This window comes from Rhizobium sp. BR 315 (genome assembly GCF_050577975.1).
In the GTDB taxonomy this organism is placed as follows: domain Bacteria; phylum Pseudomonadota; class Alphaproteobacteria; order Rhizobiales; family Rhizobiaceae; genus Rhizobium; species Rhizobium miluonense.
Window position 1 is genome coordinate 22,532 of record NZ_JARWKZ010000024.1, and the last position, 24,153, is coordinate 46,684.

Below are 24,153 nucleotides of genomic sequence, written 5' to 3' on the forward strand. Positions count from 1 at the left end.
GTCAGTTCGAACCCGCAAATCGGCATGCCGCCGCGCATATGGCGGCAAAGCCGGCACGCGCGCCCTCACTCATATGCCGCGCCCGCAGCCAGGCATGTACCATCTGAGGCTCTTCGCGGAACCAGACTTCGACACCCGCCTGAGCAAGACGCGCCGCATAATTGCGGCCGTCGTCGCGCAGCGGATCGAAATGCGCCACGGTAATAAAGGCCGGCGGAAGACCGGCCACCGAAGATAAAGCAAGCGGCCCGGAGACCGGGTCACCTTCGGGCGCCTGCAGGATGCTCCGGTAATAGCTGACATCCGCCGTTGTCAGCCCCGGCGCATCGGCCATCTCTTCATAGGAGCCGGAGACGAGATCGCCGCCCAGCGCGGGATAGATCAAAATCTGGCCGACAACTCCCGAAAGCCGCTCTACTTTCGCCCGCACCGCCAGCCCTGCCGCAAGATTGCCGCCGGCGCTGTCACCGATCAGCACGACCGACTTCTTCTCGGCGAGCAGCTGTCTGAGGACACAGAAACAGTCGTCCGTCTGTGCCGGCCAGCGATGCTCCGGCGCCAGCCGATAATCGACGGAAACCAGCTGGGCTCCGGCATGATCGGCGATCTCGGCGCAGATGGCATGATGGCTCCCGAGCGAGCCGACGATGAAACCGCCGCCGTGGAGATAGAGCAAGATCGTCTCCGTGCGGATATTGGCTGGATGGTATCGCCTGACCGGGATGCTCCCCGAGACGAAATCGTCCCGCGTGTGCAAGCCCTTCGGCAAGGGGCGATCGAAACGGGCGCACAGGGCATCATACCATTGGCGCTGCTGCACGATGGATGCCGACACCGCATCCGGAGGATAGAAGGAATCGCAAATCGCGATGAATTCGAGGATTGCCGCTTCTGTCGGCATGGGACGCTGCAGAGAACTCATCGGAAACCCTCAACATTGGCAGGAAGCCATTGTAGCCGCTTCTACAATCAATAAGCCTATCTGCTTACGGCCAAGATCGTCACAGTGACGACATTGTGACTGGCGCAATCGCAGCGCCTGCGCGCTGTCCGTGGAGGGCGCGTGGCCATGTCCGGATGGCGCATCGGAAACCGTTGAGCCCATGCTTTCGAGAGCGGCGCTTGCCCGCTCCCTCACATCCGCAAATGGCAGCCTAGTGAACTGATCTTCACCGGTCATTAAGTTGGCCACGCCATCGAACTGACCGCTGGAAGCACGAGGCCGTCCTATCCGCAAATCGGGGCGTGCGCTTTGATATAGTCCCAAAGACGGTTGGCGACCGGCCCGCGCGGGCGGTCGCGGCGTCGCGCCGCCACGAGTGCGATATCCATGCCCGGGAAATGCCGCCCCGCTATGGAGCGCAGGCGTCCGTCGCGCAATTCCTCCTCGATCATGAAGCGAGGCAGATGTCCCCAGGCCATGCCGCGAAGGACGATCTCCTTCTTCATCGCATGATCGGCGACCGTACATTGCGGTGCGCCCTCCACCACGTAGAAATTGGTTTTCGGCGTATCCCGGGCCGTGTCGCGAATGATGCACTGGGTCAGTCCGCGCATCTGTTCGGGCGAGATCAGATGCGAGGGGGCAAACGGCAGAAAGTCAGGGGCGACCACCGGTATGAAGGAGATCGTGCCGAGATCGATCCATTCGAGGCGCGGATCGGACTTGTCGATCCAATGGAGGATCAGATCGGCCTCGTCTTCGAAAAGCCGTTCGGACGGACCGCCGATCGTCTCGAAATGCAGATCGAGCCGCGTATTCGGGCAGTGGGCGAAAAAGCCGCCCAGCAATTGCAGGCCGTTATGCAACGGACAGGTATCGCCGAGGATCACGCGCAAATGCGTCTCCTCTCCCATTGCGAGCTGGCGGGCGTGCACCCGCAGCGCCTCCATTTCGCCGAGCAGGGCCTGCGCCTTGCGATAAAAGGAGCGGCCAACCTCAGTGAGGTCTACCCGGTAGCCGCTGCGATCGAGCAGGGCGACGCCGAGGTTAGCCTCGAGCTTGGCGATCGCGGCAAACACGGCCGTATGCGAACGGTTCAGCGCGTAAGCGGCGGCTTGAAAGCCGCCTTCGCGGACGACCGCGTCGAAGCACTGGATTTCCTGGAGTGTGAATGGCTGCATTGTAGATAATGACTACAATGATTTTCCAATCTTTTCAATTTTTATTGAAGCTGGAGGGAAGTAGCGTCGAACCGTTCTCGACAATGCACGCCGCTTCCGCGGGACCAAATCCCCGCGGCAAGGCGGAAAGCGCCGACAGCAAGAGAAGGACCAGTCATGACGAATAATTCCGCCCAGCTCGCCACGCTCAATCACGAGGAGCCGGCCGCCTTGTCGTTCTTCACCACCGGCGACGGTGTCAGGATCGCCTACAGGATCGATGGAACGGACGACCGCCCGGCGCTCATCCTCGCCAATTCCATCGCGACCACCTTGCATATGTGGGACCTCCAGATCCCGAAATTGGCCGAGCACTTTCGGGTCGTCCGCTATGATTACCGCGGCCATGGCGGCTCGGATGTGCCGGCTGGCGCCTATTCGGACGGGCGGCTCGGCCGCGACGTCTTGGAATTGATGGACTGGCTCGGGATCGAGAGGGCGCATTTCCTTGGCCTGTCCCTTGGCGGCTGGGTCGGCCAATGGCTTGCCATCCACGCACCGGAACGCATCGACCGCCTGATCCTCAGCAATACCTCCTCCTATCTCGGCCCTGCCGAAACCTTCGACTGGTCGATAGCCGCGACGCTGGCCGCGCCGGACATGAAGGAAGCTGCCGAAACTTTTCTCGGCAATTGGTTCCCGAAGGCGATGATCGCGGCGAATGGACCTGTCATTGAGCAGTTCCGGGATATGTTGCTGAATACATCGCGCCCAGGCCTTGCCGGCCTGTTTGCCGCCGTCCGTGACGCCGACATGCGCCGCACCATCGCCCTCATCCAAAGCCCGACGCTAGTGATCGCCGGCCAGTTCGATACCGTGACATCGCATGCCATGGGCAAGGCAATCGCCAGCACGATCCCCGGGGCGAGGCTGAAAACCTTTGCTGCCGTGCACTTCTCCAATATCGAGTTTGCGCAGGCGTTCAACGAGGAGGTCCTGGCATTCCTCGATGCGCAACCGGCCTGACGGCGGGTTTGCTGGTACATGATGCCCGATGTAGAGCCGTAAGCTTCGCCTCACGACTCTGCATCGGGCGCCACTTAATATGCGACATGCCAGAAAGTTAAGGCGTTATCGTTCACCCGAGTCGCCGAGCCCGGTTTATCCTGCAGCCCAAGTCCCCAGACAGAGCAGGGCTCCCAGAAGACCCAGGGCCGAAGAGCCCCACCAGACAGGGCGCTTTCGGGTGAGCGCGGCCACCGCCCCTAAGGCGATCGATATTTGCAGCATAGCGACGGAATATGCGTAGAAGTGATGACGATGAATGAGCTCATTGGCTTCATCATCCTTCTGGTCTCTCACTTTCTCAAGTTCCTGTGCTTGAGCGCCAGCGGCCTTCTGCTCGTCCGCATATCGTTGGATCGTTTTGTCAAGATCAGGAGGTGCTGACTTGCCGTCAGATGCTAGAAGCTGCTTCTGCGTTTCAACGATCGCTGCCTTGATGCCTTTTGCCTGATAATAGGCCCACTGGTCGGAGGCCTGAGCCTGCTTCTGCGTTGCTTCGGTCTTAAGGGCCAGCGCCTCGTTGATGGTCCCCCCCGCCAGAAGCGAACCAAGAGCCGCAAGGGCAGCGAAGAACGCCGTCGTCAAAGCGATCAAGCGTAGCAGCGAGGCGGACTCTTTCTCGATCTCCTCGTCGATCGCTTCCCGCAACTTGTCGGTATCGACCTCAATCTCCTCAGGCATCGTGCAGCTCCGAAATTTAAGAAATTTAAACAGAAGGCCGGCATTGCTGCACGGATCATTTAGCGATCATGGCGTAGCCGAATTGCGATCTCAATAGCAGGTTTGTCTTCGAGATGTCTTTCGAACACAATGTTGCTCGCCGTCATCCTCTCAAAAGGATGAGTTCCTGGGTGAGAGACTGGCCGGACCGCGCAGCGCAACGCGTTGCCCCGACGCGGCGGCCCGACACTGTAGCCAACGCGAAAAGCGGGCGACTGAGCGTCGCCCTAGTGTTTGCTGCTCACCGATTCGTATGCGGCAGGATGCTTATTCAACCGAAACAACTTCGCCCGTGCGCCGATCAATCACAACCTTCAGGTCGTCGCCATCTTGGTCCGAACCTTCGACGATGAAGACATTTCGTCTGCGGGCAACGTTATCCACCTCCCGCATGCCTTCACCCCGTGCGATACGAATGGCCTGACGTTCGCTAATACCCATGTCAACGGGCGGCGGCTCCATGCCGGGATTGACGCGTACGCCGCCAGGGCCGATCTCAATGCTTTGTGAGAACGATGGTGTTGCTGACATGATGGTTACTACTGCAATCGCCGCTATGGCAAGACTCTTGAACATGGGGGGTATCCAGAAAATTATGGGAATCGTGTCGTCAAATTTTCTCTCGCTGTTTCATGGCAAATAATCAAGAGCCGGATTTACTCCTGATAGTCTTCGACGCCGACTTTGCGAGAAAATCTACCCGATCATCGCGCCAGGACGGTCGCCGCTCTGCTCGTGTGAGGCTGTGGAAATCGAACGCCCTTTGAGGAGGATGTAAACTTATATTCTGCCGCCCGCAGAAGATCATCGATCAGTTTCATGAGATCCGTGTCCCGCAGGCCCGGGAAAGCCAGAGCGGCCTCGCCCATAAGCGTAGAGAGAATGACTGCCGGTGGATAGCTTGCGGTGACCAGAGCCGTAAGACTGTCAGCCAGGTCGTTCATTGCTTTGAGTGCGCCGCCAACCACATCATGTGTTTGTCGCATTTGGGATTTCTCGTTGTTGATCCAACGAAATCCCGGTAGCAGCCCGCGTCTTGCGCAATGGTATAGATAACCGGCTGCATTTTAACGATCTGCCGCTGGGCAGGCATCCCGGCAATCCATCCAGCCTGTGACTTGATCCGGGGATTGTCTGTCAAATAAGTGCCGGTTGACCGAGCTTATGATAACGGCAGCCCGCCATGACATCATCCTTAATCAAAGCGGCGCCTGGCTGAGGAGGAGGTGATTTTTCGTCCGGATGGTGCCGATCCGAAGTGCCATCTGTGATTGTGAATCAGACTATGGTCTGAATGCCCAAGGCATAGGTCCAATGGCTGTGGAAAGGTGAAATTTCGGCGATATTGTAGTGCGCGATGATTTGCCGGAACGACCGCGGCTGCGGTGACGGATGTTTTGTGAAGGAGGTGCGCAGAATGTCCGCTCTGTCATTGAGACTGCCAACCTCGACCCTATGTTAGCCGACGGCGATGCATAACCAGACCGATGACAACGATCGATTTGGCAGCAATGTAAACAATGATGATGCATGCTCGGTCAGAGCAAATAGCGGCAAAAAGAAGAAACAACACGGAAACACGCAATCATCAGAATATCTTCCGGTTCGGAATAACCAATTGATGGGATAGAAAATTGAAACCAGCCATAAATACTCCCCCAGCAGGCGAGACACCGAAAACGAAATATATGGAGGCATGCATGTTTGCGATCGAGCCTTCCATCGAGAGCTTGTTTACCGCGGCATTGAAAGCCGGTTGGGACTACGAGTCCATCCTTCTGGCAATCATAAATAGCGCCATGAGCAATGCTGAAAAAATACAGTCACCTTCTCGAATGATGCATTCATGAACGATAGCTTGTTGAGCAAACCCATGTCAGACAGAACGGTACACCTAACCCAAACAATGCAGTTTTATTTCGCATTCAAGGGTGAGATGAAAAGGCTGAAGGAAGTCTTGGAGCAGGAACGGCGAGTGTGTGGAGAAACAATCGCGACCTTCTATGATGCACGCAGAAATGTACCGTTTGCATTCGAGATCACCCGCTTCGCCGAATGCAGGAAACAGATGGATCGCCTCCTGACAGAGGCTGAGGAAATCGTTGAAGATCTGAATGCTGCTTCAGATACGGTCGCAAATACAAGCTTCGAGACTGCAGAGCCCTCGTGGGCGTCATTGACTTAACGACCTCCGGAAATCGATTGCGTAGGATGGAGCACAATCCGTTGCTCCTATCCGAGATACCGCCGCCATCGATTTTCAGCCAACTTCATCATCCAGGCTCAGGCGCAACTGGCTGCATCTCGCATTTGAGCGCCAAACGACATCTGGTTATCGGTTGAACCGAAGCTTGGTGGTAAATCGAATCTCCCGCCGTTGATTGCTGCGCGGGTCCCTTGTCCGACCTTTTACCAGCCGAACAGCAGCGCTGCGCCGGTTTGTCCATCGCCGTCCTGCACGATCTGCGTGTCGGTGTTCCTTCCGAATTGGAAGATCCCGTAGGAGTTATCGTTGCCATTCTGCCGCAGCGTGGCGGAATGTCCGTTGCCCCGTTGGTTAACAATGCCGACGTTGTCGCGTCCATTCTGTGCAACGCCGGCATCATTGTCTTGTCCGCGTTGACGGATGTCGGCACCGCTCCGCACATGCTTGTAGAAGGAATAGGCTCTCAGGCCGAGGTCCATCATGTCGGCATCCTCTGCGCTCTGGGGTGAGAGATAAAACCCGATCGAACCACCCGCATTGGCAGGACCGGCCAGCGCCGAGATGCCGAGAAATGCTGCAATCGTGGCAGTGCCCAGAGTAGTGGCAAACTTGCGGTTCATGGATGTCTCTCCTTGTTCGGCCATCACCAGCCAATGTCTCACTCTCGCAAAACCAAGCTGAACCGTGTCGGAAGACACCATTCACCTGCCATTTAACTGGCCGGGCAAAGGAGGCTCGCAGACAGGTTGGGAGCTTCCACGCTGCTGCGGTTGCCAAGCAGCGAAAGCCACCCAGCAGTTCCTTGAAACGCTGAGTGGCTCTAAAGTTTGGGCGTATGCAATTCGGACGGAAAAGCCGCCGCGCAGTTTTCCTGGGATGACATTCAGAACGTACCAGTCACCTGCTTGCTGCAGCTCACATTCGTTCCGTCCAGCTTCAGCCTAAGCTTTACATCGTAGGAAGCGCGGGCTGCGCTGACGCTCATTCGGCCGAGCGATGCCGTGCGACCCGCCACTACCGAGAAATCACCGCTCTGCTGAATGTTCGAGGAGCCCCCGTCGCCGCCGCCGGAGACGCTGACACTGTAAGTGCCGCTCACGTCCTTGTCGGAATGCACGAGAGGCTCGAGAAATACCGTATCGCCGTCAGTTCTGTCGCGGATTTCGCAGCGAACCGGCCCGGTCTGCGACCGATCGGCATCGAGCACGGCAGCGCTCGCGCCGACGGCGACCAGTCCGGCAAGTGTAACCGCCACGACGATGGAAATGCGTCTGTCGGAGCTAACCATAGATCGTCTCCTTGTCATAGTGTGGGGAGCGGCCGGGAATGAGGCACCCCGGCCCCCGCCAAGCCGAGGTTAAGGGCAGGTCTGAACAAATGCGGCGACATTGCCGCCACCGCCCTGGCTTACATTGGCGCTGCAACCGTGGCCGACCTGGACGCCTGCCGTGATGTTGTCGTTGCCGTCCTGCGTCAAAATTGCTGTGTGGTTCGAGCCGAATTGTCCAATGCCAGCCACGTTGCGGCTGCCATATTGATAGGTCGCGCCGTAGTTATCGTTGCCCTCTTGCCCAATGGCCGACAGGTTGCGATGGCCATATTGTTGCCCGATGGCATTGTTGTAGCGCCCCTCCTGGTAGAAGCGGACACGGTTGCTGTGGCCGTTCTGCGCACCACCGGCAGAATTATGCCAGCCGTACTGTTCGATACGTACGTCGTTTGCCAGGGCCGGAGTGATTACAGTGCCGCCGATGGCAGTGGCAACAAGGATGCTGATAATGGACGTGCGGATCATTTTGGCTCTCCTACTGTGCGGATATGACCGCTGTTGAACGACTCCTTGATAAAACTCTGATCTGGAACGGATGCTGAAGGGCGCGTTCATCGAAAATTCATGGCCATAGCCTTCAGGCGGCGATGTGCATGGGTTGGGTGCTGCGCACTCATAGGTACGTCAAACGTCTCAGAGATAGGCATTTGGCAGAAATTGAATGCTAATTGTCATTGCTGCCAGCTTGCGCTCATCGATAATCTCCGGCGCACAGCAAATCGGAGTTTCTTTGATGACCTCTTTGGATACCGGAAGACGCAACGCCTGGATTCTTGCCGTCTGCCAGGCCTTCTATATCTGCGCCATTTCCGTCGATCTGACGCTGACCGGCATCACTGGTTATCAGCTCGCGCCGGACAAATTTCTCGCTACGTTGCCGTTCGCGCTGATCACCGTCGGTGCCGCCATTGTGACGGTCTTTGCCGCCTTCATCCTGCAGAAGCTGGGACGGCGTTTTGGCTTCGCACTCGGCGCGCTCTGCGGTGCAGTCGGCGGCCTTGTCTCCGTCTGGTCGATCCTGCATGCCGATTTCTGGCTGTTCTGCCTTGGCACCGCTGGCGTTGGCGCCTTTCAGGGGTTCGCTCAGTTCTATGCGGTCGCCGCCGCAGACTCGGTTGGCGCGAGCTACAAGAGCCGTGCCATTTCCACCGTTCTTGCCGGAGGTATCTTGGCGGCGCTGATCGGTCCGATGCTGGCGACGACGACAAAGGATCTGCTCTTCGGCATCGCCTTTGCCGGCGCCTATCTTCTTGTGGCGGCGCTTTCCCTGCTTTCGGCTATCGTTTTCCTGGTTTTCTTCCGCGATGTCGGCATCGTCAGTAGCTCGGAGGCGGGGACCGCGCTTCCACCGCGGCGCCTTGGCGAGATCGCCAGCCAGCCGATCTTCATCGCCGGCGTCGCCACGACCATGGCGGGTTCCTCGGCCATGCTGTTCGTCATGACCGCATCGCCGCTGGCCGCAGTCGCATGCGGCTTCAGCATCGAAGATGGCGCGCACATCATCCAATGGCACTTGCTCGGCATGTTCGCGCCGTCTTTTTTCGCGGGCCGCCTTGTCAGCCGCTTCGGCGTCGCTCCGATGCTATCCGCCGGCATGGCGCTGATGGCAACCTGTGTGGCGATCGCCACCATCTCGACCACGCTCACCGCATTCTATCTCGCGCTCGCCGCCCTCGGCCTTGGTTGGAACGTACTTGTGGTCTGTGGAACGACATTGGTATCGCAATCCTATCGCCCGTCCGAGCGCGGCAAGGCGCAGGCACTGTCCGGATTGCTCGGAAATCTCTCGGCGACCGTCGCCACCCTTTCGGCGGGCGCGGTGCTGGAGAGATACGGCTGGTCGACAATCAATCTGCTGACTCTGCCCGTGCTTGCCGTCGCTCTGCTGCTCGTGCTGAGATGGCGCGGCATCAGCCGCTCAACGGTGGGAGAAGGACTTGCCTGATCGCCTAATTGTTATGATCGCTTATGATGGCGTCAATCTGATTGATATTGCCGGGCCGCTTCAGGCCTTCGAGTCCGCAACGTTGCAAGCGAAGGATACGGCGTCAGGCTATCGGATGGTAACGGCCTCGGAACGCGGCGGTGCCATCCGTACCGCCCCTGGCCTGATGGTAGAGACCCGGCCGCTCGATGAACTGATCGCCTCCGACATCGACACGCTCATTGTCCCGGGGGGACTTCCCGCCGACGGCGTCTTCGGGCTCGACCGGCTTGTTGCTTGGCTTGCGGCGACCGGTCCTTCCGTGCGCCGGCTCTGCTCCGTCTGCACAGGCGCCTTCCTGCTCGGCGACGCCGGCCTACTCAACGGAAAGCGTGCCACCACGCATTGGTCGCGGTCGGAAGAACTGAGCCGGCGCCATCCGGCGATCCGCATGGAGGCCGACTGCATTTTCGTCAATGATGGCCAAGTCTGGACCTCTGGCGGTGTGACCGCCGGTATCGATCTGGCATTGGCACTGATCGAGGCCGACCTGGGCCATGCCATTGCCGCCGCGACGGCGCGCCAGCTGGTAGTTTTCGTCAAGCGGCCCGGCGGCCAGAACCAGTTCAGGACGCCGCTTGCGCAGCAGCATCGTTCGCCTACAACCTTCACGCCACTGCATACCTGGATGGCAGAGCACCTGCACGAGGATCTCCGTGTCGAAAAGCTGGCGGAGAAGGCAGGCAAGAGTCCACGCAACTTTGCCCGCCTCTATGCCGCCGAGGTGGGATGCACACCGGCGCGGGTCGTAGAATTGATGCGACTGGAGGCGGCGTGCCGTGCACTCGAAGAAACCGGCCGGCCTTTCAAGGCAATTGCCGCCGATGTCGGCCTCGGCAACGAGCAAAATCTGCGGCGCGTCATGCAGCGCCAGTTCGGCATAGGCCCTTCGGACTACCGGGCGCGCTTCAGCGGGCGAATGTAGTCTCGCTTTTGGCCGTTGTGAAAACGCGCTCCCGTGGCAGGGCTTCGATACGCCACAGCGTGGCCAGGATGCCAAGAGCCGAGCGTTTCTTATGTCGCGCGGCGGCGAAACTCGCGTCTTAAACGGTTTGATCGGCAATCGCCTGGCAGCCCCGGTGTCGTGGCATGTCCGACGACAATGATTGAGGCATGCTATCGTCGTCGGACGCTGCACTATCCGGCTCGCGGGTGGCGTCCGGGCCGGCATTTGGAATATTAGCATCTACCACAGGTTTAGCGACCTGCCCGGATGGGCAGGGTCGGTTCCGCGCTCGATCGACGCTACAGTCCTGATGTTCCTGCGACGGCCCTTCCTTGGCCGTTGGAGGGCAGCTCTTGTTCCGAGCTGCACACGCTATTTCCGAACCTTGCCAACGGTCAGCCGGCCGCTGCTCCCATCGGACAGCGTTACCTTTCCCCATGCCGACATGAGGTCCGCCGCTCTCGTGACTTCGATCCGCCCCGTGCGGCCATCCGAGCATTTGACCGGCAGAACAATTGTCGGGCGCCGATCCGTCAGGTCGTAAGTGCTTGAGCATTTTGCCGAACGCCGTGACGACTGAACCGAAAAGCGGCCGCTGCTACCCGATGCTATGGTTGAGCCCTTGAACGTCTCGCCGGAGTCCATCTTAGCGGAAGCCGGAAGAACGATGTCGGCTTGCCTGTTGCCCTGCGGCTTCGACGGTCTCGAACCGGCAATCCTCAAGGCCCTCGCGATGCTCGGGGTCATGACACCACTTCCGGCAAATTGAACATAGTCGTCATAGGGAATGGCGCCTCTCGCAAAGGCGGTCAGGACCCGGCGGCAGAATTCAAAACGAACATTGGCCTCAGGCACGCCCATGAGCTTCGCTAGTCTTTCCTGCAGCTGCGGATTGATGCCGTGATGGCTACACTCCTCGATATTCCAGTTGAGAGCCGAGGGATCGCTCAGCACGTTCTTATCGTTCTCGTACCCACTCTTGCGGGCGATTGCTCCAGCATTCGCCGACAAAGGAAGCGCGACCATTGCGATGGCCGCCAAGATCATGAGCCCTTTCATTCTACCTCCCATTGCGCTGTTGATATGTTTAGCGTTCCCGCATGGCTTGTGAAGTGCCATTAACGGGTGAGGAGAAAAGATATTCGAATATCCACCGCTTACCGGTCTGACCGACCTCCGTCAGCCCGACTTTGAATTGCCCGGCTATCGGTTGGAGGGTTCTATTGCTATGCTTGGACCCTAGCAATTTTGACCGCCCCGGCAGCCGCGACGCGATCGGCATCCGGCCGAAGGACCTTTATCTTGGCGATGCCCAGACGGGCGGAGCATTTCAGGCCAGAGTCCATGTGCAGGGTGTCGAGCTGGTGGGGGCAGAAAGCTATGTCTACGGCGTTCTCGCCGATGGCCAGGTGATCGTGTTTCGCGTCTCCGGGCGGTCGCAGATTGGCATCGACAGCGAGCTTACCGTCGCGGGCTCATCCAATGCCCTGCATTTCTTCGATAGCCAGGGTAAACGAACGCAATAGCCATTGTGAAACATTGCGGTGCGCTTGCAACCGAAGCCGCTGCATGGCTCGGCCGAGCTTTCGCACGGACAGGCGGGAGTTTCTTGGGCGCGATTGTTCGATATATGCATGCACTAACACTAACATCGAACTCAAATCACCCAACAGCGCAGACCGATTGTGCATAGGCGAAGTCGGCCCGATTAGTTCGACGGAGGGACCGCAGTGGTCTTTGTAATCCACCTCCAGTTTTGCATTGGCGTCTTCTGATCTGCCAGGCACAAAGTTATCCTCCGGATTCTCATCTCGGATTAACGATTTTAGGATAGGAATTGTCCAAGGGGAGCACCATCAAAAGCCGGTGAAACATGGAAAATGCAGCAGATGACACCGAATTGAGCTTCCATCGCTCCGGTTGCCGTCTAGCGTCCGCCTCGCAGGCTCCACTCTACTCCTTGCTGGAGCGTCTCCACGCCGTCCTAACAGGTCCTCTTGACAGGCAGACCATTTGGCAGCTGCATCGTCAGATCAATCAGCAGGCTGCGCTTATCCGCGAGGCCGACGTTGCCCTGGCCGGCGCCGAGATCTTCGAACGCGCCTCCGCGGCTGCATCCATGGGCACATGGCGGTGCGAACTGCCGAGCGAGCAATTGACGTGGAGCGGCGGAACCTATGACCTTTTCGGCTTTCATCGCAGTCATGGACTTGTTCGTGGCGACATCCTGAGAACCTATTCGGAGGAGTCCCTGGCCCGTCTGCAGAAAGTCCGCAGTGATGCCATCGAAACAGGCTCTGGTTTTAAACTTGATGCGGAAATCCAAGGTCCGGATATCGGGAAACGGTGGATCAGAATATTCGCCACGGTCGAACGCCAAAATGGGGAATCAATCCGGCTCTTTGGTATCAAGCAAGACATCACGGAAGAAAGAACCGTCTTTGAGCATATGCGGCATCTCGCCGAACACGACGTGATGACGGGCCTTGCCAACCGCACTCAATTTCAAGTGCAGCTTGCCAAGATCTGCGGGCCAAGCGGATCGGGCGGAGCCCTGATGCTCATTGACCTGGACGAATTCAAGGAGATCAACGATACGCTCGGGCATGGCGCTGGAGACGAGTGCCTGATCGAATTCACGCGCCGGCTGTCGACGATATGCCAATGCGCTGATCTGATTGCCCGCATTGGCGGAGACGAGTTTGCGGTCCTCTTCGGCCCCGCCACCGATCGGCACACCATCGAACGCGTCGCGCAGCGTTTGGCTGACGCGGCAAAGGCGCCGATGAACTATTCCGGATCCGTTTTCAATGTCAGCGCTTCCGTTGGGGTTGCCTTTGCAGAGGGCGAGACGCCGACCGCTCTGTTCACGAAAGCCGACCACGCGCTCTATGCCGCAAAAGCAATCGGCGGCGACTCCTTTCAAGGGTGGAATGACGTTGTCTTGGACGTAGTCGCCAGCGGATAACCGGCGCATGCGGCCCGCGGTCTGGTGAATATATGCGATTGAGCGGAATCGAACCGAGGACCCGGTGCTCATGCAAGCAGCATGAAATGAATTCGCCTTTTAGAAGACAATTGCCAACTCGTGAAAACCGAAAAAAGGATGGCGCGCGGTGCGCGCCATCCTTTCTCTAATTTCGTTGTGCCGGTCCCTAAAGTAGCGTCAATTTGATGTTCCGCCGGCAACGGCCCTGATCACGTTGCAGCCCCGACAGCGGAGCCGCGAGTGCTTACACGGAGCACGTAGTAGACTGCCCCACCAATGCCGACGCCGAAGAACCAGCCATAGGTCGCCCACCATTCCGGCAGGATCGACGTGAAGGTCGGCAGGATCGACGAGAACAACGCTCCAACCACGAGGGCGATAAAGGCATTTCTATGCCAGCCGGCCTGGAACCGAAACTCGCCACCTTCCTGGTAGAGGGCAGCAACATTTAGCTCGCCTTTCCGGATCAGATAGTAATCCACCATCATGATCCCGAAGATCGGGCCCATGCTCGAGCCGATGAAGTTGACGAAGTGCGCGGCACTCGTCTCCCACGGCGCGAAGGGATAGAGTATCAGCGCGATCAGGGCCGCAATATAACCGCCCCGCTTGAAGCTGATCTGCCGGGGGAAGACGTTGGAAAAGTCGAATGCCGGCGAGACGAAGTTTGCGACGACGTTGATACCGAGCGTTGCGACCGCAAAGGTCAATGCAGCAAGCAGTGCCAAGAACCAACTGTCGAATTTCGCCGAGATCGCCTCAGGATGTAGCAGCACTTCTCCATAGACGGTGAAGGCAGCGGTCGTTGTCACACCAGCGACGAGGCAGAAGGCAAGCAAGTTAATTGGCAGGCCCCAGAGATTACCCCTCCGCAAAGTTTTTACGTCCGTGGCATAACGCGAGAAGTCGCAGAAGTTCAGATAAAGCGCTGCAAAGTAAGTGATCCAGGTGGCGGCCACGGCTGCAAGCGCTGGGAAGGAACCCGGCTCACCGGGTACACCCGCGTCCTTCGTCTTTTCCAGCAATACGTCGCGCGGGATTTCACTACCGAAGGAGAAGGTGCCTGCCTTGACGATCAAATAGATCGCAAGCACCAGCATCATGATCCAGACGGCGGGACCAGCCAGATCCTGAAATTTGCGCACCGTCTCCATGCCGCGCTGGATGATCAGAAGCTGCAGCGCCCATACGACGACGTAGCAGATGACCTCGAGCGTTGAATGGCCGAGCAAATGGCTGTTTTGATGGTACGCTAGAATGCTCTCGTTGCGGATGAGAAGAGCGACGATGGCACCCGAGGCAGCCGCAGTCTGAGCGCCATACCAGAAGCAGGCGACGACAGCCCGCACCAGTGCGGGGACATTTGCGCCGAAGGTTCCAAAGGAAGCGCGGGCAAGAACAGGGAATGGCACGCCCGTCTTAACACCCGCATTGCCGACCAGGCTCATAAGGAAGAAGATGACCAGCGAGCCGATACCGATCGCGATCACGAAGTTGATGAAACTGCCGCATAGCAGGAAGAGACTTGCGGCAAGATAATATCCCCAAAGGCTGTGAACGTCCGACGTCCACACATTGAAGATACTGAACGCGCCCCATTTCCTCTCTTCGGCAGGCGCCAAGTCTTCGTTATACAGTGAAGGCGATGGATTTTGTATTGTCATTTCCCCTCTCCCCTATGTCTCCGAGTCCGTTGGACTCGAGGAGCAGCATGCTCCCAAAACGGCCATGTGACAATTGGGATATGGTAAGTGTTAGGATACGTAGAGTTCCGTTTCAAAGAACACGGAATGCCGCCGAGGAGTCGAGGCTCGAATCTATCGATGCGACCGGTAATTTTAGACTCACCATTGATGAAATGAGCGAAATCGCAAGATTGGCGGCACCGAGAGCCGAATTGCAAACCCACCCGGCCTCGCTCCAGCTTAAGACTGAGACCGGCTCGTGCAGTCTCATTGCGATAGTCGCACTGAAGTGATCCAGGCGCACACGCCGAGCGGATGCAAGAATGCGGTCCACCCAAAGCCACGACAAAGCTGGCTCAGCGCGAGGCCGGCAAGCGCCTAGGCCAGCGATGCTGGTTCCATATCCGGGCTAGCGGACAGGACTGCTTCCTTTAGGGCGCGCGAATAGGGATGCTGCGGATTGTCAAGCACAGCGCGCGCACCGCCTTGCTCGACGATCTCACCCTTTTTCATGATGATGATGCGGTCACTGATGTAGTAGGCGGTCGCTAGATCATGGGTGATGTAGATGATCGAGAGCCCAAGTTCTTTCTTCAGCTGGCCGAAGAGGTTGACGATCGCCATTCTGAGGGAGGCGTCGACCATGGAAACGGGCTCGTCGGCTACCAGCAAGCGTGGTTGCGGTATGAGCGCACGCGCAATAGCCGTGCGTTGCAGCTGGCCGCCCGATAGTTCATGCGGAAACCGGCCCTTTACCTCGGCAAGCGTCAGGCCGATATGGGCAAGCGCATTGTCCGCCATACGCTCGACTTCCGTACGGCTCGGCCGATTGCCATCGGGCGCGAAATTCCTCGCCGTTTCGAATAGATATCGATCGACCCTCTTGAGCGGATTGAAAGCCTCGAAGGGGTTCTGAAGGACGGGCTGAACCTCGCGCATGAAGGCGCGCCGGTCGGATCTCCCATGAATGGCAACGGGCATACCGCGAAAATTGAGTGCACCCGATGTCGGCGCCGTTTGACCGAGGATCATCGACGCAATGGTGGATTTGCCGGAACCGGATTCGCCGACGATAGACAGGATTTCCGGCTCTTCTCCCAAGGTCAGGCTGACATCGCGCACAGCGGTTATCTGGCGGCGGCTGAGCATACCGCCCTGCCGATAAATTTTGCTGACATGCGAGAGTGAAAGAAGATCGCTCAAACCCGTCCTCCCGTCACTGCGAAGCAGGCAACGCGACGATCAGGTTCGATGGCTACCATCGGCGGCGCTTCGCGACTGCAGATATCCATGCGCTTGGGACAACGTGGATGAAAGCGGCATCCCTCCGGCGGCATGGCGAGATTGGGCGGTCTGCCCTCCAGCGAGGGCCGCGTGGAGGCATCGCCGATCCGTGGCAGGCTTGCGACCAGATGCTGGGTATAGGGATGAAGCGGCAGTTGAAAAAGCTTGCGCGTCGGCGCTTCCTCGACCAGCCGCCCGGCATAAACGATGCCGATACGGTCGGAGACGGCGGCGTGAACGCCCATGTCGTGGGTGACGAACAGGAAGGATGAGCCCATCTCGTGCTGTATCTCGCGGATCATCGACAGCACGTCGCGCTGGACGATGACATCAAGCGCCGTCGTCGGTTCATCGGCGATGATGAACTCCGGCGTCAGAATGGTCGCGAGCGCGATGGTCATGCGTTGACGCATGCCTCCGGACAACTCGTGCGGATAGGCATCGAGAAGATGCGCGTCGAGTTTCAATCGCTGGAGATGGGTGCCCACACGGTCGAAGAAGGTGCTGCGATCGACCTTCATGTGGCGGAAAGCAAAATCCGTGAATGAATGCCGGATGCGCCGCACGGGATTGAGCACGTTCATCGATCCCTGCATGACATAGGACAAATGCCGCCAGCGAAGCGATGCCCGCTCCTGCGGCGTCATCGCGTAGATATCCTGCGTTCCGCCATTGAAGTGAAATTTGACAGCGCCGGAGACGACGCGAAGCGGCGGTCGGATGGCACCCGCGATCGTCTTGATCAGCGTCGTCTTGCCGCTGCTCGATTCACCGGCAACACCGTAGATCTCACCGCGACCGATCGACAGGCTGACATCATCCACCGCGCGCACCTCGCGATCGACGCCATAGAGGAAGGCTCGATAATAGGCCTTGAGGTTGCTGACCTCGACGACAGCCTCCATACCTAGCCTCCCATCCGGTTCAAACGACTGCGCGGGTCGTTGTATTCATTCATCGACATCGACAGCAGGAAGAGCGCCATGAACAGAACGACGATGGCAGCCACGGGTGCTCCGACCCACCACCAGTTTCCGGCGATCAATGCCGAATGGGCATTGGCCCAATAGATCATCATGCCCATGGTCGGCGTCTCGATATCGGTAAAGCCGAGCACCGAAAGCGTGATCTCCATGCCGATCGACCAGATCATATTGTTCATCGTTGTGGCGAAGACGATCGGCAGTACATAGGGCAGATGCTCCTCGACGAGGATCTTACGCATGCTCATGCCGGAATAGATGCTCTGCGTGGTGAAAGGCCGCGTCTTGAGGCTGATCGCCACCGAGCGGATCAAGCGCGCGTCATAGGACCAGCCCAGCGACGCCATGACGACGATAAGCACCGTCCAGGTCATTTCGTCCTTGAGTACGAAGTAGAACAGGATCAGCAGCGGAAACTGCGGAATGACCATGATGCTGTCATTGATCGCCATCAGCACGCGATCGAGGGCGCCGCCGGCATAGCCAGCCACCAGTCCCACGACAAGCGAGATAATGCGGGACAGGAAGGCGACACCGATGCCGAAATAGAGGGTGTTGCGGAGCGCTACCGCGAGTTGCCAGAAAACATCCTGGCCACGCGATGTCGTGCCAAGCCAGTATTGCCCATCCGGCGGCATGTCCGGCGGCAGCAGATAAAGATCGGAAGGGCCGTAGGGTGAGAAATAGGACAGGATCACCATTCCGACGATAACGGCAAACAAAAGCAAACCGCAAAGGAATTCGGCATTCTGGCGAGCGAGGTCGCGAACGATCGTCAGCATGGCCTACTCCACCTTGATGCGCGGGTCGATCAGCGGACCCAATATGTCGACGATGAAGACTGCCGCGGCGACGCCGGCGATCGATAGCGCACTCAGCCCCAGGACAAGGCTGTAATCGCCGGCATGGACGGCCGAAATCAGAAGATTGCCGATGCCGGGATAGCCGAAGACGATCTCCGTGATGACGGTGCCGTTGAAAACAGCGCCGAGCGACATGGCAAGGCCGGTAAACTGCGGCACCATGGCATTGCGTGCGATATAAGACCTTAAAATCCTGCGCTTCGGCACGCCGCCAAGCTCGGCAAAAACAACGTAGTCCTCGGTGATGATATTGGAGACGAGCGCACGCATGCCGATGAGCCAGCTGCCGGTCCCGACGAGGATCAAGGATAGCGCCGGTAGGATGGAATGTCGGAGAATGTCGAGCACCAGTGTGAAGGACAGCTCCAGACTGGTGTTCATCTCATAGCCGCCGTTGATCGGCAGGATCGGCCAGATGTAGCCGAACAAGATGATCAGCACGAAGGCGAGGATGTAATAGGGTATCGGCTGCATGGCGATGAAAACGAGGCTCACGGCCTTCAGTATCATGCTATTGCGATAGTAGCCGGTGAGCGCGCCGATCATACTTCCGAGCAGGAATGTGATGATGACGGAAACGGTCATCAGGCCGATGGTCCAGGGCAGCGCCCTTGCGATGATGGCGGAAACGGGCGTTGGAAATGCCGAGAGCGACGGCCCGAGATCACCGGTCGCGAGGCGGCCCCAGAAATGCAGATACTGCTGCCAGATGGAGCCCTCGAGACCGTAGAGTTCCCTGAGCGACTGGCGCATCAGTTCGACGGCGCGGGGATCCGATTGGCCCATTTGCTGGATTGCGCCAATGCTTTCCTCGACCGGATCGATCGGTGTCAGATGCGTGATGAAGAAAGTCGCTGATATGCCGAGAAAGACGACGAGCAGAAACTGGCCAAATCGTTTCAACACGAAAACTGGATAGGACGTCATGCCGTCGTTTTCCTTGCTGCCCGCACTTCATCTCTGATCGAAAAGATCGCCGGACCTCTTTTCGTGCCCGGCGACAGGTGCCTGACGCGGCGCGTTCGCCGCGTCAGGGTCGGGAGAGCTAAGGTTGCGCCGGCTTGAGCTTCACCATCATCAACCGGGAGTTCGCCCAATTGGGAACCGGGTCGGTATAGGGGTCAGCTATGGTCGGATAACCCTTCCAGTAGGTCGTGTCCATCGAGGTGAACACGTTGTAGGACATCAGCGGAATGGTCGGCATCTGCTGCGCAACGAGCTTCAGATAGTCCTTGCCGAGTTCGATACCCTTCGGATCATCGGCGCTGATGCGACGGATGTTTTCGATGATCTTGTCGAGTTCGGGATTGGACCAGCGCTGCCAGTTGCGCGGCGCCTGGTTTTCACCCTTCTTCGCGACGAACTCGGAGTGCCAGCTGTCGAGGAAGAACGATAGATCCGGATCGCCGCCCCAGGTCTCGACGCTCCAGGCGATGGCAACCTGATAGCTGCCGGGCTGTAGCCCCACTTGCCAGAGATTTGTCGTGGGTGCCGCCTTGGAGTCGATCCCGAAAGCTGCCCATTGCTGGGCAATCAGCGTTCCGGCGCGGGTGAAGACCGAGCGAGTATCACCCTCGACCGTCAGGCGGATCTTGAAGGGCTGACCGTCGGGTGTCATCCATTTGCCATCGATCTTCTTGAAGCCGGCCTTCTGCAGAAGTTCGGCGGCGGCCTGCGGATCGGGCTTCCACCAGCCATAGCCGAAGGCATTGCCGATCGCGGCCGGATCGGTCGGGATCTGATCTTTGTACTTCGGCTGCTTGCGCAGGATATCGGCGATCTGCTGGCCGATCGTCGGATCGTATGGCTTGATCTTGCGCTTGCCGGTGTCGATCTCGAAATTCTTCAACCAATCCTGCAGCGGAGCCTGATAATCCGTCATGGCGATCGCCGTTGGCGGAACGCCGAGCGCGGAAAGCGTCGCTGTGCCGCGATAACTTGCCATGTCGACGGCCTTGATGTCGATCAGCAGCGCCAGTGCCCAGCGTACGTCCGGATTCTGGAATACGGGATCCTGGGTGTTAAAGATCACCGCTGGCAGGGTCGGGTCTGGATGCGCGAAGGGGAAGCCGGGGAACCAGCTTTCGGCCGTTTTCGATTTCTCCTTCAGCGTGAACATGCCTTCGGGCGTGTTGTCGTGAATGATATCCAGATTGTGTTCGAGCTGTGCGATGGTACGCTTGTCCGGCGGGCCTGGATCGACATAGGAGACATATTTCGGAGCCGGCTCGCCAAAGCGCGCGAGCGAGGTGCGCTGCCAGTCGTCACGTTTCTCCCAGGTATACCATTTGCCCTGCGGATCATAGGCCTTCAGCTTGTAAGCGCCGAGCGAGACGGGATTGGCATTGTCATATCGTACGGGATCGGCGACCTTCTCGAAGACATGCTTCGGCATGATCCAGGCGCCGTTCCAGCGAACCGTGAAGATAGCGTGAAAGCGCGAATTCGGCTTTTTCAGCTTGAAGACAACGGTATAGGGATCCGTCGCCTCGACGCTGGCGACCTGGACCGAAAAGGCGGCACTCCAGACCATGCCGGGATGATCCATCTGCGTCTTGACCGTATAGACCACGTCGTCAGCGGTAAATTCGACGCCGTCGCTCCAGTAAAGACCCTTGCGCAGTTTCACCGTCATCTGGGTGAAATCATCATTATATTGCGGCTTGTCGGCAGCCAGCGAATTGTCCCAGGCTGCGCCACCCAGACCCTTCTCCGGATCGATGTACCAGAGCGTATCCATGGTCAATTGCTGGAGGCCGGTCGAAACGCCGCCGCCGCCATTGACCCAGATATTGAACCAGCCCGGATTCTTGATCGTTCCTTCCGGATTCTCGACGATCAAGGTCTCCTTGCGAGGCAAGGACGTATAATCCTGAGCCTTGGCCGCCGCGACGAGGCCGAACGTGGCCAGCGCGACACCGAAGGCAAGCTTCTTCCACTGCTGCATGAACTCCTCCCACTTTTATCGATTACGCGGCGCGCCCGGACAAAAGGGAGCAGACCACGACTTTCACCCTCTTTCCCGACTGGCAGCAAACCTTGTGCGGCGGTTCGGGTTCGCAAAAGATCGGCGGTCGCCTCCTCGCGACCGTTCGACCATTTTCAGTGCCGGGGCGCATCGGCCCCGGCGGCAAGGCGTCACACCGCCAGCCGGATCACCGTGTAAGACAGCGGCTTCAACGTCGCACGCAGCCGGCCATCCTCGACTTTGGCATCGCCGGTATTGGTCGGGACGACGGCGTTCGGTCGCGTTGCAGTGTTGACCGCCTGCAGATCGCTGTGGACCATCTCATGCTGTTCGACGACACGGGCGCCGGTGAAGCCTTCGAGACGGGTGTCGAGATCAAGAGCGCTGTCCGGATGGCGGTTGACGGCAAACAGCGTGACCATTTTGCCCAGTTCGTCATGGACGGCTGACACATCGAGATAGGGCACATCGTCGGCTTCGTCGCTGTCATAGGTCGGACCGTCGGTGATGAGACACAGCGCGTAGCCACGACCATATTTCGAGGCGAAATAGAGCGGATAGTAGATGGTCTGCCGCCATGCCGGGCCGCCATCTTCCGTCATGATCGGCGCGATCACGTTGACCAGCTGGGCTATGCAGGCAATGCGCACACGATCGGAGCGGCGAATGAAGGTGTTGAGAATACCTCCGACCTGCAGCACGTCTTCGAAATTATAGACATCCTCGAGCAGATGCGGCGCATCCGGCCATTCGTCGCGGGCAAGGATCTCCTTGTCCTGCTGATTGGAGTGGTACCAGACATTCCACTCGTCAAAGGAAATGCCGATCGTCTTCTTCGACCGCTTCTTCGCTTTGATATAGTCGATTACGCCGCCGATGGTAACGATGTAGCGGTCAAGCTTCTCGGCCTTTGCCAGATAGTTCAGCGTATTCCTTTCGCGATTGGCGAAATACATGTGCAGCGAGATATGATCGGCGCTGTCATAGCACTGCTCCAGAACCTGCGCTTCCCAATCCGGATAGGTCTTCATGTCGGAATTGGATGAGCCGCAGACGACCAGTTCGAGCGATTTGTCGAAGCCGCGCATGGCCTTGGCGGTCTCGTCGGCTAGGCGTCCGTATTCGTAGGCAGACTTGTGCCCAACCTGCCAGGGGCCGTCCATTTCATTGCCGAGGCACCAGAGCTTCACCCCATGCGGATCGGCCCAGCCATGCTTGCGCCGGAGATCCGACCAATAGGTGCCGCCCGGATGATTGCAATATTCGAGGAAGTTTCTCGCCGCATCCAGCCCACGCGAGCCGAGGTTGACGGCAAGCATCGGCTTGGTCTTGGCTTTTTTACACCAATCGACGAATTCGTTGACGCCGATCTGGTTGCTCTCACGCGTCCGCCAGGCAAGGTCCAGGCGCACCGGACGCTCGGAGCGGGGGCCCACCCCGTCTTCCCAATTATAGGCGGAAACGAAATTGCCGCCGGGATAGCGGGTATAGGGCGCGTTGAGCTCGCGCACCAACTCGATCACATCCTTACGGAAGCCATGCTCGTCGGCAGTCGGGTGACCGGGCTCGTAGATGCCGCCGTAGATCGCCCTGCCCAGATGTTCCAAAAAAGCGCTGTAAAGCCGATCGTCAATGTCGGCAATTCGGAAATCACGATGGACGATCACATGCGCCTTCACGGCCTTCCTCCCATATGTATCAGATATTTCGTTCTTATACCTTGATCTTGATACACTTTTAGAAGGTCGTCAACGCGTACCAAAGGGAAAATACCGCGAGATTCATGATAAAGACAGCCGAAATCGGGAAAATAGCCTATAAAAACAAATGATTATAAAAAATATGACTTATCGGAAATTTATGCGGGTTATTGGCTATATATCACAATATATGATATAGATTTACGCCAAGTCGATGCGCATCAGGATGTCGCGGCCGTAGTTGCCGAAGCCGCGACCGAAAATATTGATGCCGCCAGTGTTGCGTGCATCGTCGGCAATCCCGACCCGCAAGCGGATCGAGGAATGCTGGCTGATGGCGAGATCATCGATCGTCACATCGGAAGCGGCAACGCCGTCGATAAAAGTGCCTTTTTTCGAGATTCGCCAGGTCTTCAGCTTACCGTACTGGGAGCCTTCCAGCTTCCACCAGCTTGGCGTGAAGGCTCCGCGCTTGTCGCCGTAATCGCCGGGGGACGTCCATGTCCCGACGGCGACACCGTTGATCCAGACGGTAATGTCCGACGGCCAATCCGGATTGGTGCCCGGCACCTCGGACGAAAGCTCCATCGAGAATTCGATGGCGTTGACATTCCTATTCAAGATCTTGGCATTGTTCGGGAATTTATATTCGACATGGCCGCGGCCGAACCATAGGAGGCCGGCCTGCATGCGCTGCGGGTCAAGGAAATAGTCGGGAACATCGAGCAGACCGATCACGCCGTCGGTTGAACACAGCCCGCATGGCGCGTGCGTCTCGCAGCTCGTATAGAGGCCGATCGGCATGGCGACTTCGATCACGTCTTCATCGTGCTTGAAGGCCTGATCCTCGAAACTGAGCAGGATTTCGTCGTAAAGCGCGGTGCAGATCTTCTGGTAGCCCTTGCGCGCTTTCGCAGCCTTGGTCTCGACAAGACCGGCTTCCTCAAGGATCATGATCGCCGTTGCGACTGTGGATTGCGGCAAATCCAGTTCCCGGGCGATCTCGTTGACATTCATCGAGCCCTTGGCGCAGAGCAGCTTCAGCATATCGACGCGCGCCGGCGCCGAAAGAGCCCTAAAAACGGCAGCATTCTCACCCGCATAAATTGTCAGAAAGCCGCGCTTCATTGAATCCCAGACACCTCATCAATAGGTTTCATTTATATCAAGATTTTTGATTTTACAAGAGATGCCGTGGGGCCGGCTTATCTGGCACCCCAATCCAATGTCATAGGGCGTGGAACAGTCATGCAAACAGATACAATCTTGACACTCACGGCCACCTTGGACGAACCATGTCAAGGCATCGTATCTGCAGTAAAGCGCC

Annotated in this window: 24 protein-coding genes; 7 read left to right on the plus strand and 17 right to left on the minus strand. The window is 58.1% G+C overall.

The genetic code is table 11. The features are described from left to right. Position 1 precedes the first annotated feature (1 nt). Together QD409_RS21255 and QD409_RS21260 are read right to left on the minus strand one after the other, a co-directional pair. Complete coding sequence (locus tag QD409_RS21255; protein ID WP_430763608.1) at positions 2 to 922, minus strand: alpha/beta hydrolase; 921 nt, start codon at positions 920 to 922, stop codon at positions 2 to 4. Between the two features lie 305 nt (positions 923 to 1,227). After that, positions 1,228 to 2,124, minus strand: coding sequence for a LysR family transcriptional regulator (locus tag QD409_RS21260; RefSeq protein ID WP_430763609.1), 897 nt, complete (start codon positions 2,122 to 2,124; stop codon positions 1,228 to 1,230). Between the two features lie 156 nt (positions 2,125 to 2,280). Here QD409_RS21260 and QD409_RS21265 point away from each other — a divergent pair, with 156 nt between their 5' ends. Next, positions 2,281 to 3,129, plus strand: a complete 849-nt coding sequence (locus QD409_RS21265) for an alpha/beta fold hydrolase (protein ID WP_430763610.1) — start codon at positions 2,281 to 2,283, stop codon at positions 3,127 to 3,129. 135 nt (positions 3,130 to 3,264) lie between these two features. Here the strand turns inward: QD409_RS21265 and QD409_RS21270 are convergent, their stop codons facing one another. From QD409_RS21270 to QD409_RS21280, 3 genes are all read right to left on the minus strand, one after another. Next, positions 3,265 to 3,849: a DUF4337 domain-containing protein gene (locus QD409_RS21270; RefSeq protein WP_092846173.1), complete on the minus strand. Its 585-nt coding sequence runs from the start codon at positions 3,847 to 3,849 to the stop codon at positions 3,265 to 3,267. Positions 3,850 to 4,155: 306 nt separating this feature from the next. Then, positions 4,156 to 4,464 (minus strand): PepSY domain-containing protein, encoded by a 309-nt coding sequence (locus QD409_RS21275; RefSeq protein ID WP_430763611.1) that lies wholly within the window; start codon positions 4,462 to 4,464, stop codon positions 4,156 to 4,158. 128 nt (positions 4,465 to 4,592) lie between these two features. Then, entirely contained in the window at positions 4,593 to 4,874 is a 282-nt protein-coding gene (locus tag QD409_RS21280) for a hypothetical protein (protein ID WP_430763612.1), read from the minus strand. 714 nt (positions 4,875 to 5,588) lie between these two features. Between QD409_RS21280 and QD409_RS21285 the strand changes: the two genes are divergently transcribed. Next, positions 5,589 to 5,738, plus strand: a complete 150-nt coding sequence (locus tag QD409_RS21285) for a hypothetical protein (RefSeq protein WP_430763613.1) — start codon at positions 5,589 to 5,591, stop codon at positions 5,736 to 5,738. Beyond that, complete coding sequence (locus tag QD409_RS21290) at positions 5,735 to 6,073, plus strand: hypothetical protein (protein WP_430763614.1); 339 nt, start codon at positions 5,735 to 5,737, stop codon at positions 6,071 to 6,073. Before QD409_RS21285 ends, QD409_RS21290 begins: the two co-directional genes overlap by 4 nt. A gap of 224 nt (positions 6,074 to 6,297) precedes the next feature. Here QD409_RS21290 and QD409_RS21295 read toward each other — a convergent pair whose 3' ends face one another. The 3 genes from QD409_RS21295 to QD409_RS21305 form a co-directional block, all read right to left on the minus strand. Continuing rightward, a complete protein-coding gene (locus tag QD409_RS21295) occupies positions 6,298 to 6,714 on the minus strand; it encodes a curlin (RefSeq protein ID WP_430763615.1) in 417 nt (138 codons plus the stop codon). A 263-nt stretch (positions 6,715 to 6,977) separates the two neighbouring features. Further along, entirely contained in the window at positions 6,978 to 7,382 is a 405-nt protein-coding gene (gene csgH, locus QD409_RS21300; RefSeq protein WP_430763616.1) for a curli-like amyloid fiber formation chaperone CsgH, read from the minus strand. 69 nt (positions 7,383 to 7,451) lie between these two features. After that, entirely contained in the window at positions 7,452 to 7,889 is a 438-nt protein-coding gene (locus tag QD409_RS21305) for a curlin (protein ID WP_092846185.1), read from the minus strand. A 268-nt stretch (positions 7,890 to 8,157) separates the two neighbouring features. On the opposite strand from QD409_RS21305, the gene QD409_RS21310 reads away from it, so the two are divergent. Both QD409_RS21310 and QD409_RS21315 read left to right on the plus strand, forming a co-directional pair. Further along, positions 8,158 to 9,369 carry an MFS transporter gene (locus QD409_RS21310; RefSeq protein ID WP_430763617.1) on the plus strand — a complete coding sequence of 404 codons (1,212 nt, stop codon included), beginning with the start codon at positions 8,158 to 8,160 and terminating at the stop codon, positions 9,367 to 9,369. Further along, positions 9,362 to 10,333, plus strand: a complete 972-nt coding sequence (locus tag QD409_RS21315) for a GlxA family transcriptional regulator (protein WP_430763618.1) — start codon at positions 9,362 to 9,364, stop codon at positions 10,331 to 10,333. The genes QD409_RS21310 and QD409_RS21315 overlap by 8 nt, the downstream gene beginning before the upstream one ends. 393 nt (positions 10,334 to 10,726) lie before the next feature. On the opposite strand, the gene QD409_RS21320 is transcribed toward QD409_RS21315, so the two are convergent. Beyond that, the gene (locus QD409_RS21320) at positions 10,727 to 11,413 is read right to left on the minus strand and encodes a hypothetical protein (RefSeq protein WP_430763619.1); all 687 of its coding nucleotides are present in this window, start codon (positions 11,411 to 11,413) and stop codon (positions 10,727 to 10,729) included. 173 nt (positions 11,414 to 11,586) lie between these two features. Here QD409_RS21320 and QD409_RS21325 point away from each other — a divergent pair, with 173 nt between their 5' ends. Beyond that, positions 11,587 to 11,880, plus strand: a complete 294-nt coding sequence (locus QD409_RS21325) for a TOBE domain-containing protein (protein WP_430763620.1) — start codon at positions 11,587 to 11,589, stop codon at positions 11,878 to 11,880. Positions 11,881 to 12,473: 593 nt separating this feature from the next. Then, positions 12,474 to 13,322, plus strand: a complete 849-nt coding sequence (locus QD409_RS21330) for a diguanylate cyclase domain-containing protein (RefSeq protein ID WP_430763621.1) — start codon at positions 12,474 to 12,476, stop codon at positions 13,320 to 13,322. 230 nt (positions 13,323 to 13,552) lie between these two features. Here QD409_RS21330 and QD409_RS21335 read toward each other — a convergent pair whose 3' ends face one another. The 8 genes from QD409_RS21335 to QD409_RS21370 all read right to left on the minus strand — a co-directional run bounded on the left by QD409_RS21335 (position 13,553) and on the right by QD409_RS21370 (position 23,954). Then, on the minus strand, positions 13,553 to 15,007 hold the full coding sequence (locus QD409_RS21335; protein ID WP_430763622.1) for an NCS1 family nucleobase:cation symporter-1: 1,455 nt from the start codon (positions 15,005 to 15,007) through the stop codon (positions 13,553 to 13,555). 399 nt (positions 15,008 to 15,406) lie between these two features. Beyond that, positions 15,407 to 16,231: an ABC transporter ATP-binding protein gene (locus QD409_RS21340; protein WP_092846197.1), complete on the minus strand. Its 825-nt coding sequence runs from the start codon at positions 16,229 to 16,231 to the stop codon at positions 15,407 to 15,409. Beyond that, on the minus strand, positions 16,228 to 17,217 hold the full coding sequence (locus QD409_RS21345; protein ID WP_430763623.1) for an ABC transporter ATP-binding protein: 990 nt from the start codon (positions 17,215 to 17,217) through the stop codon (positions 16,228 to 16,230). Before QD409_RS21345 ends, QD409_RS21340 begins: the two co-directional genes overlap by 4 nt. Positions 17,218 to 17,219: 2 nt before the next feature. Beyond that, positions 17,220 to 18,077 carry an ABC transporter permease gene (locus QD409_RS21350; RefSeq protein ID WP_092846201.1) on the minus strand — a complete coding sequence of 286 codons (858 nt, stop codon included), beginning with the start codon at positions 18,075 to 18,077 and terminating at the stop codon, positions 17,220 to 17,222. Between the two features lie 3 nt (positions 18,078 to 18,080). After that, positions 18,081 to 19,085 carry an ABC transporter permease gene (locus QD409_RS21355; RefSeq protein ID WP_092846203.1) on the minus strand — a complete coding sequence of 335 codons (1,005 nt, stop codon included), beginning with the start codon at positions 19,083 to 19,085 and terminating at the stop codon, positions 18,081 to 18,083. Positions 19,086 to 19,203: 118 nt separating this feature from the next. Then, complete coding sequence (locus tag QD409_RS21360; protein WP_092846205.1) at positions 19,204 to 21,105, minus strand: ABC transporter substrate-binding protein; 1,902 nt, start codon at positions 21,103 to 21,105, stop codon at positions 19,204 to 19,206. 191 nt (positions 21,106 to 21,296) lie between these two features. Beyond that, on the minus strand, positions 21,297 to 22,805 hold the full coding sequence (locus QD409_RS21365; protein WP_092846207.1) for an alpha-N-arabinofuranosidase: 1,509 nt from the start codon (positions 22,803 to 22,805) through the stop codon (positions 21,297 to 21,299). A 222-nt stretch (positions 22,806 to 23,027) separates the two neighbouring features. Beyond that, positions 23,028 to 23,954, minus strand: a complete 927-nt coding sequence (locus QD409_RS21370; protein ID WP_092846209.1) for an ArsR/SmtB family transcription factor — start codon at positions 23,952 to 23,954, stop codon at positions 23,028 to 23,030. Positions 23,955 to 24,153 lie beyond the last annotated feature (199 nt).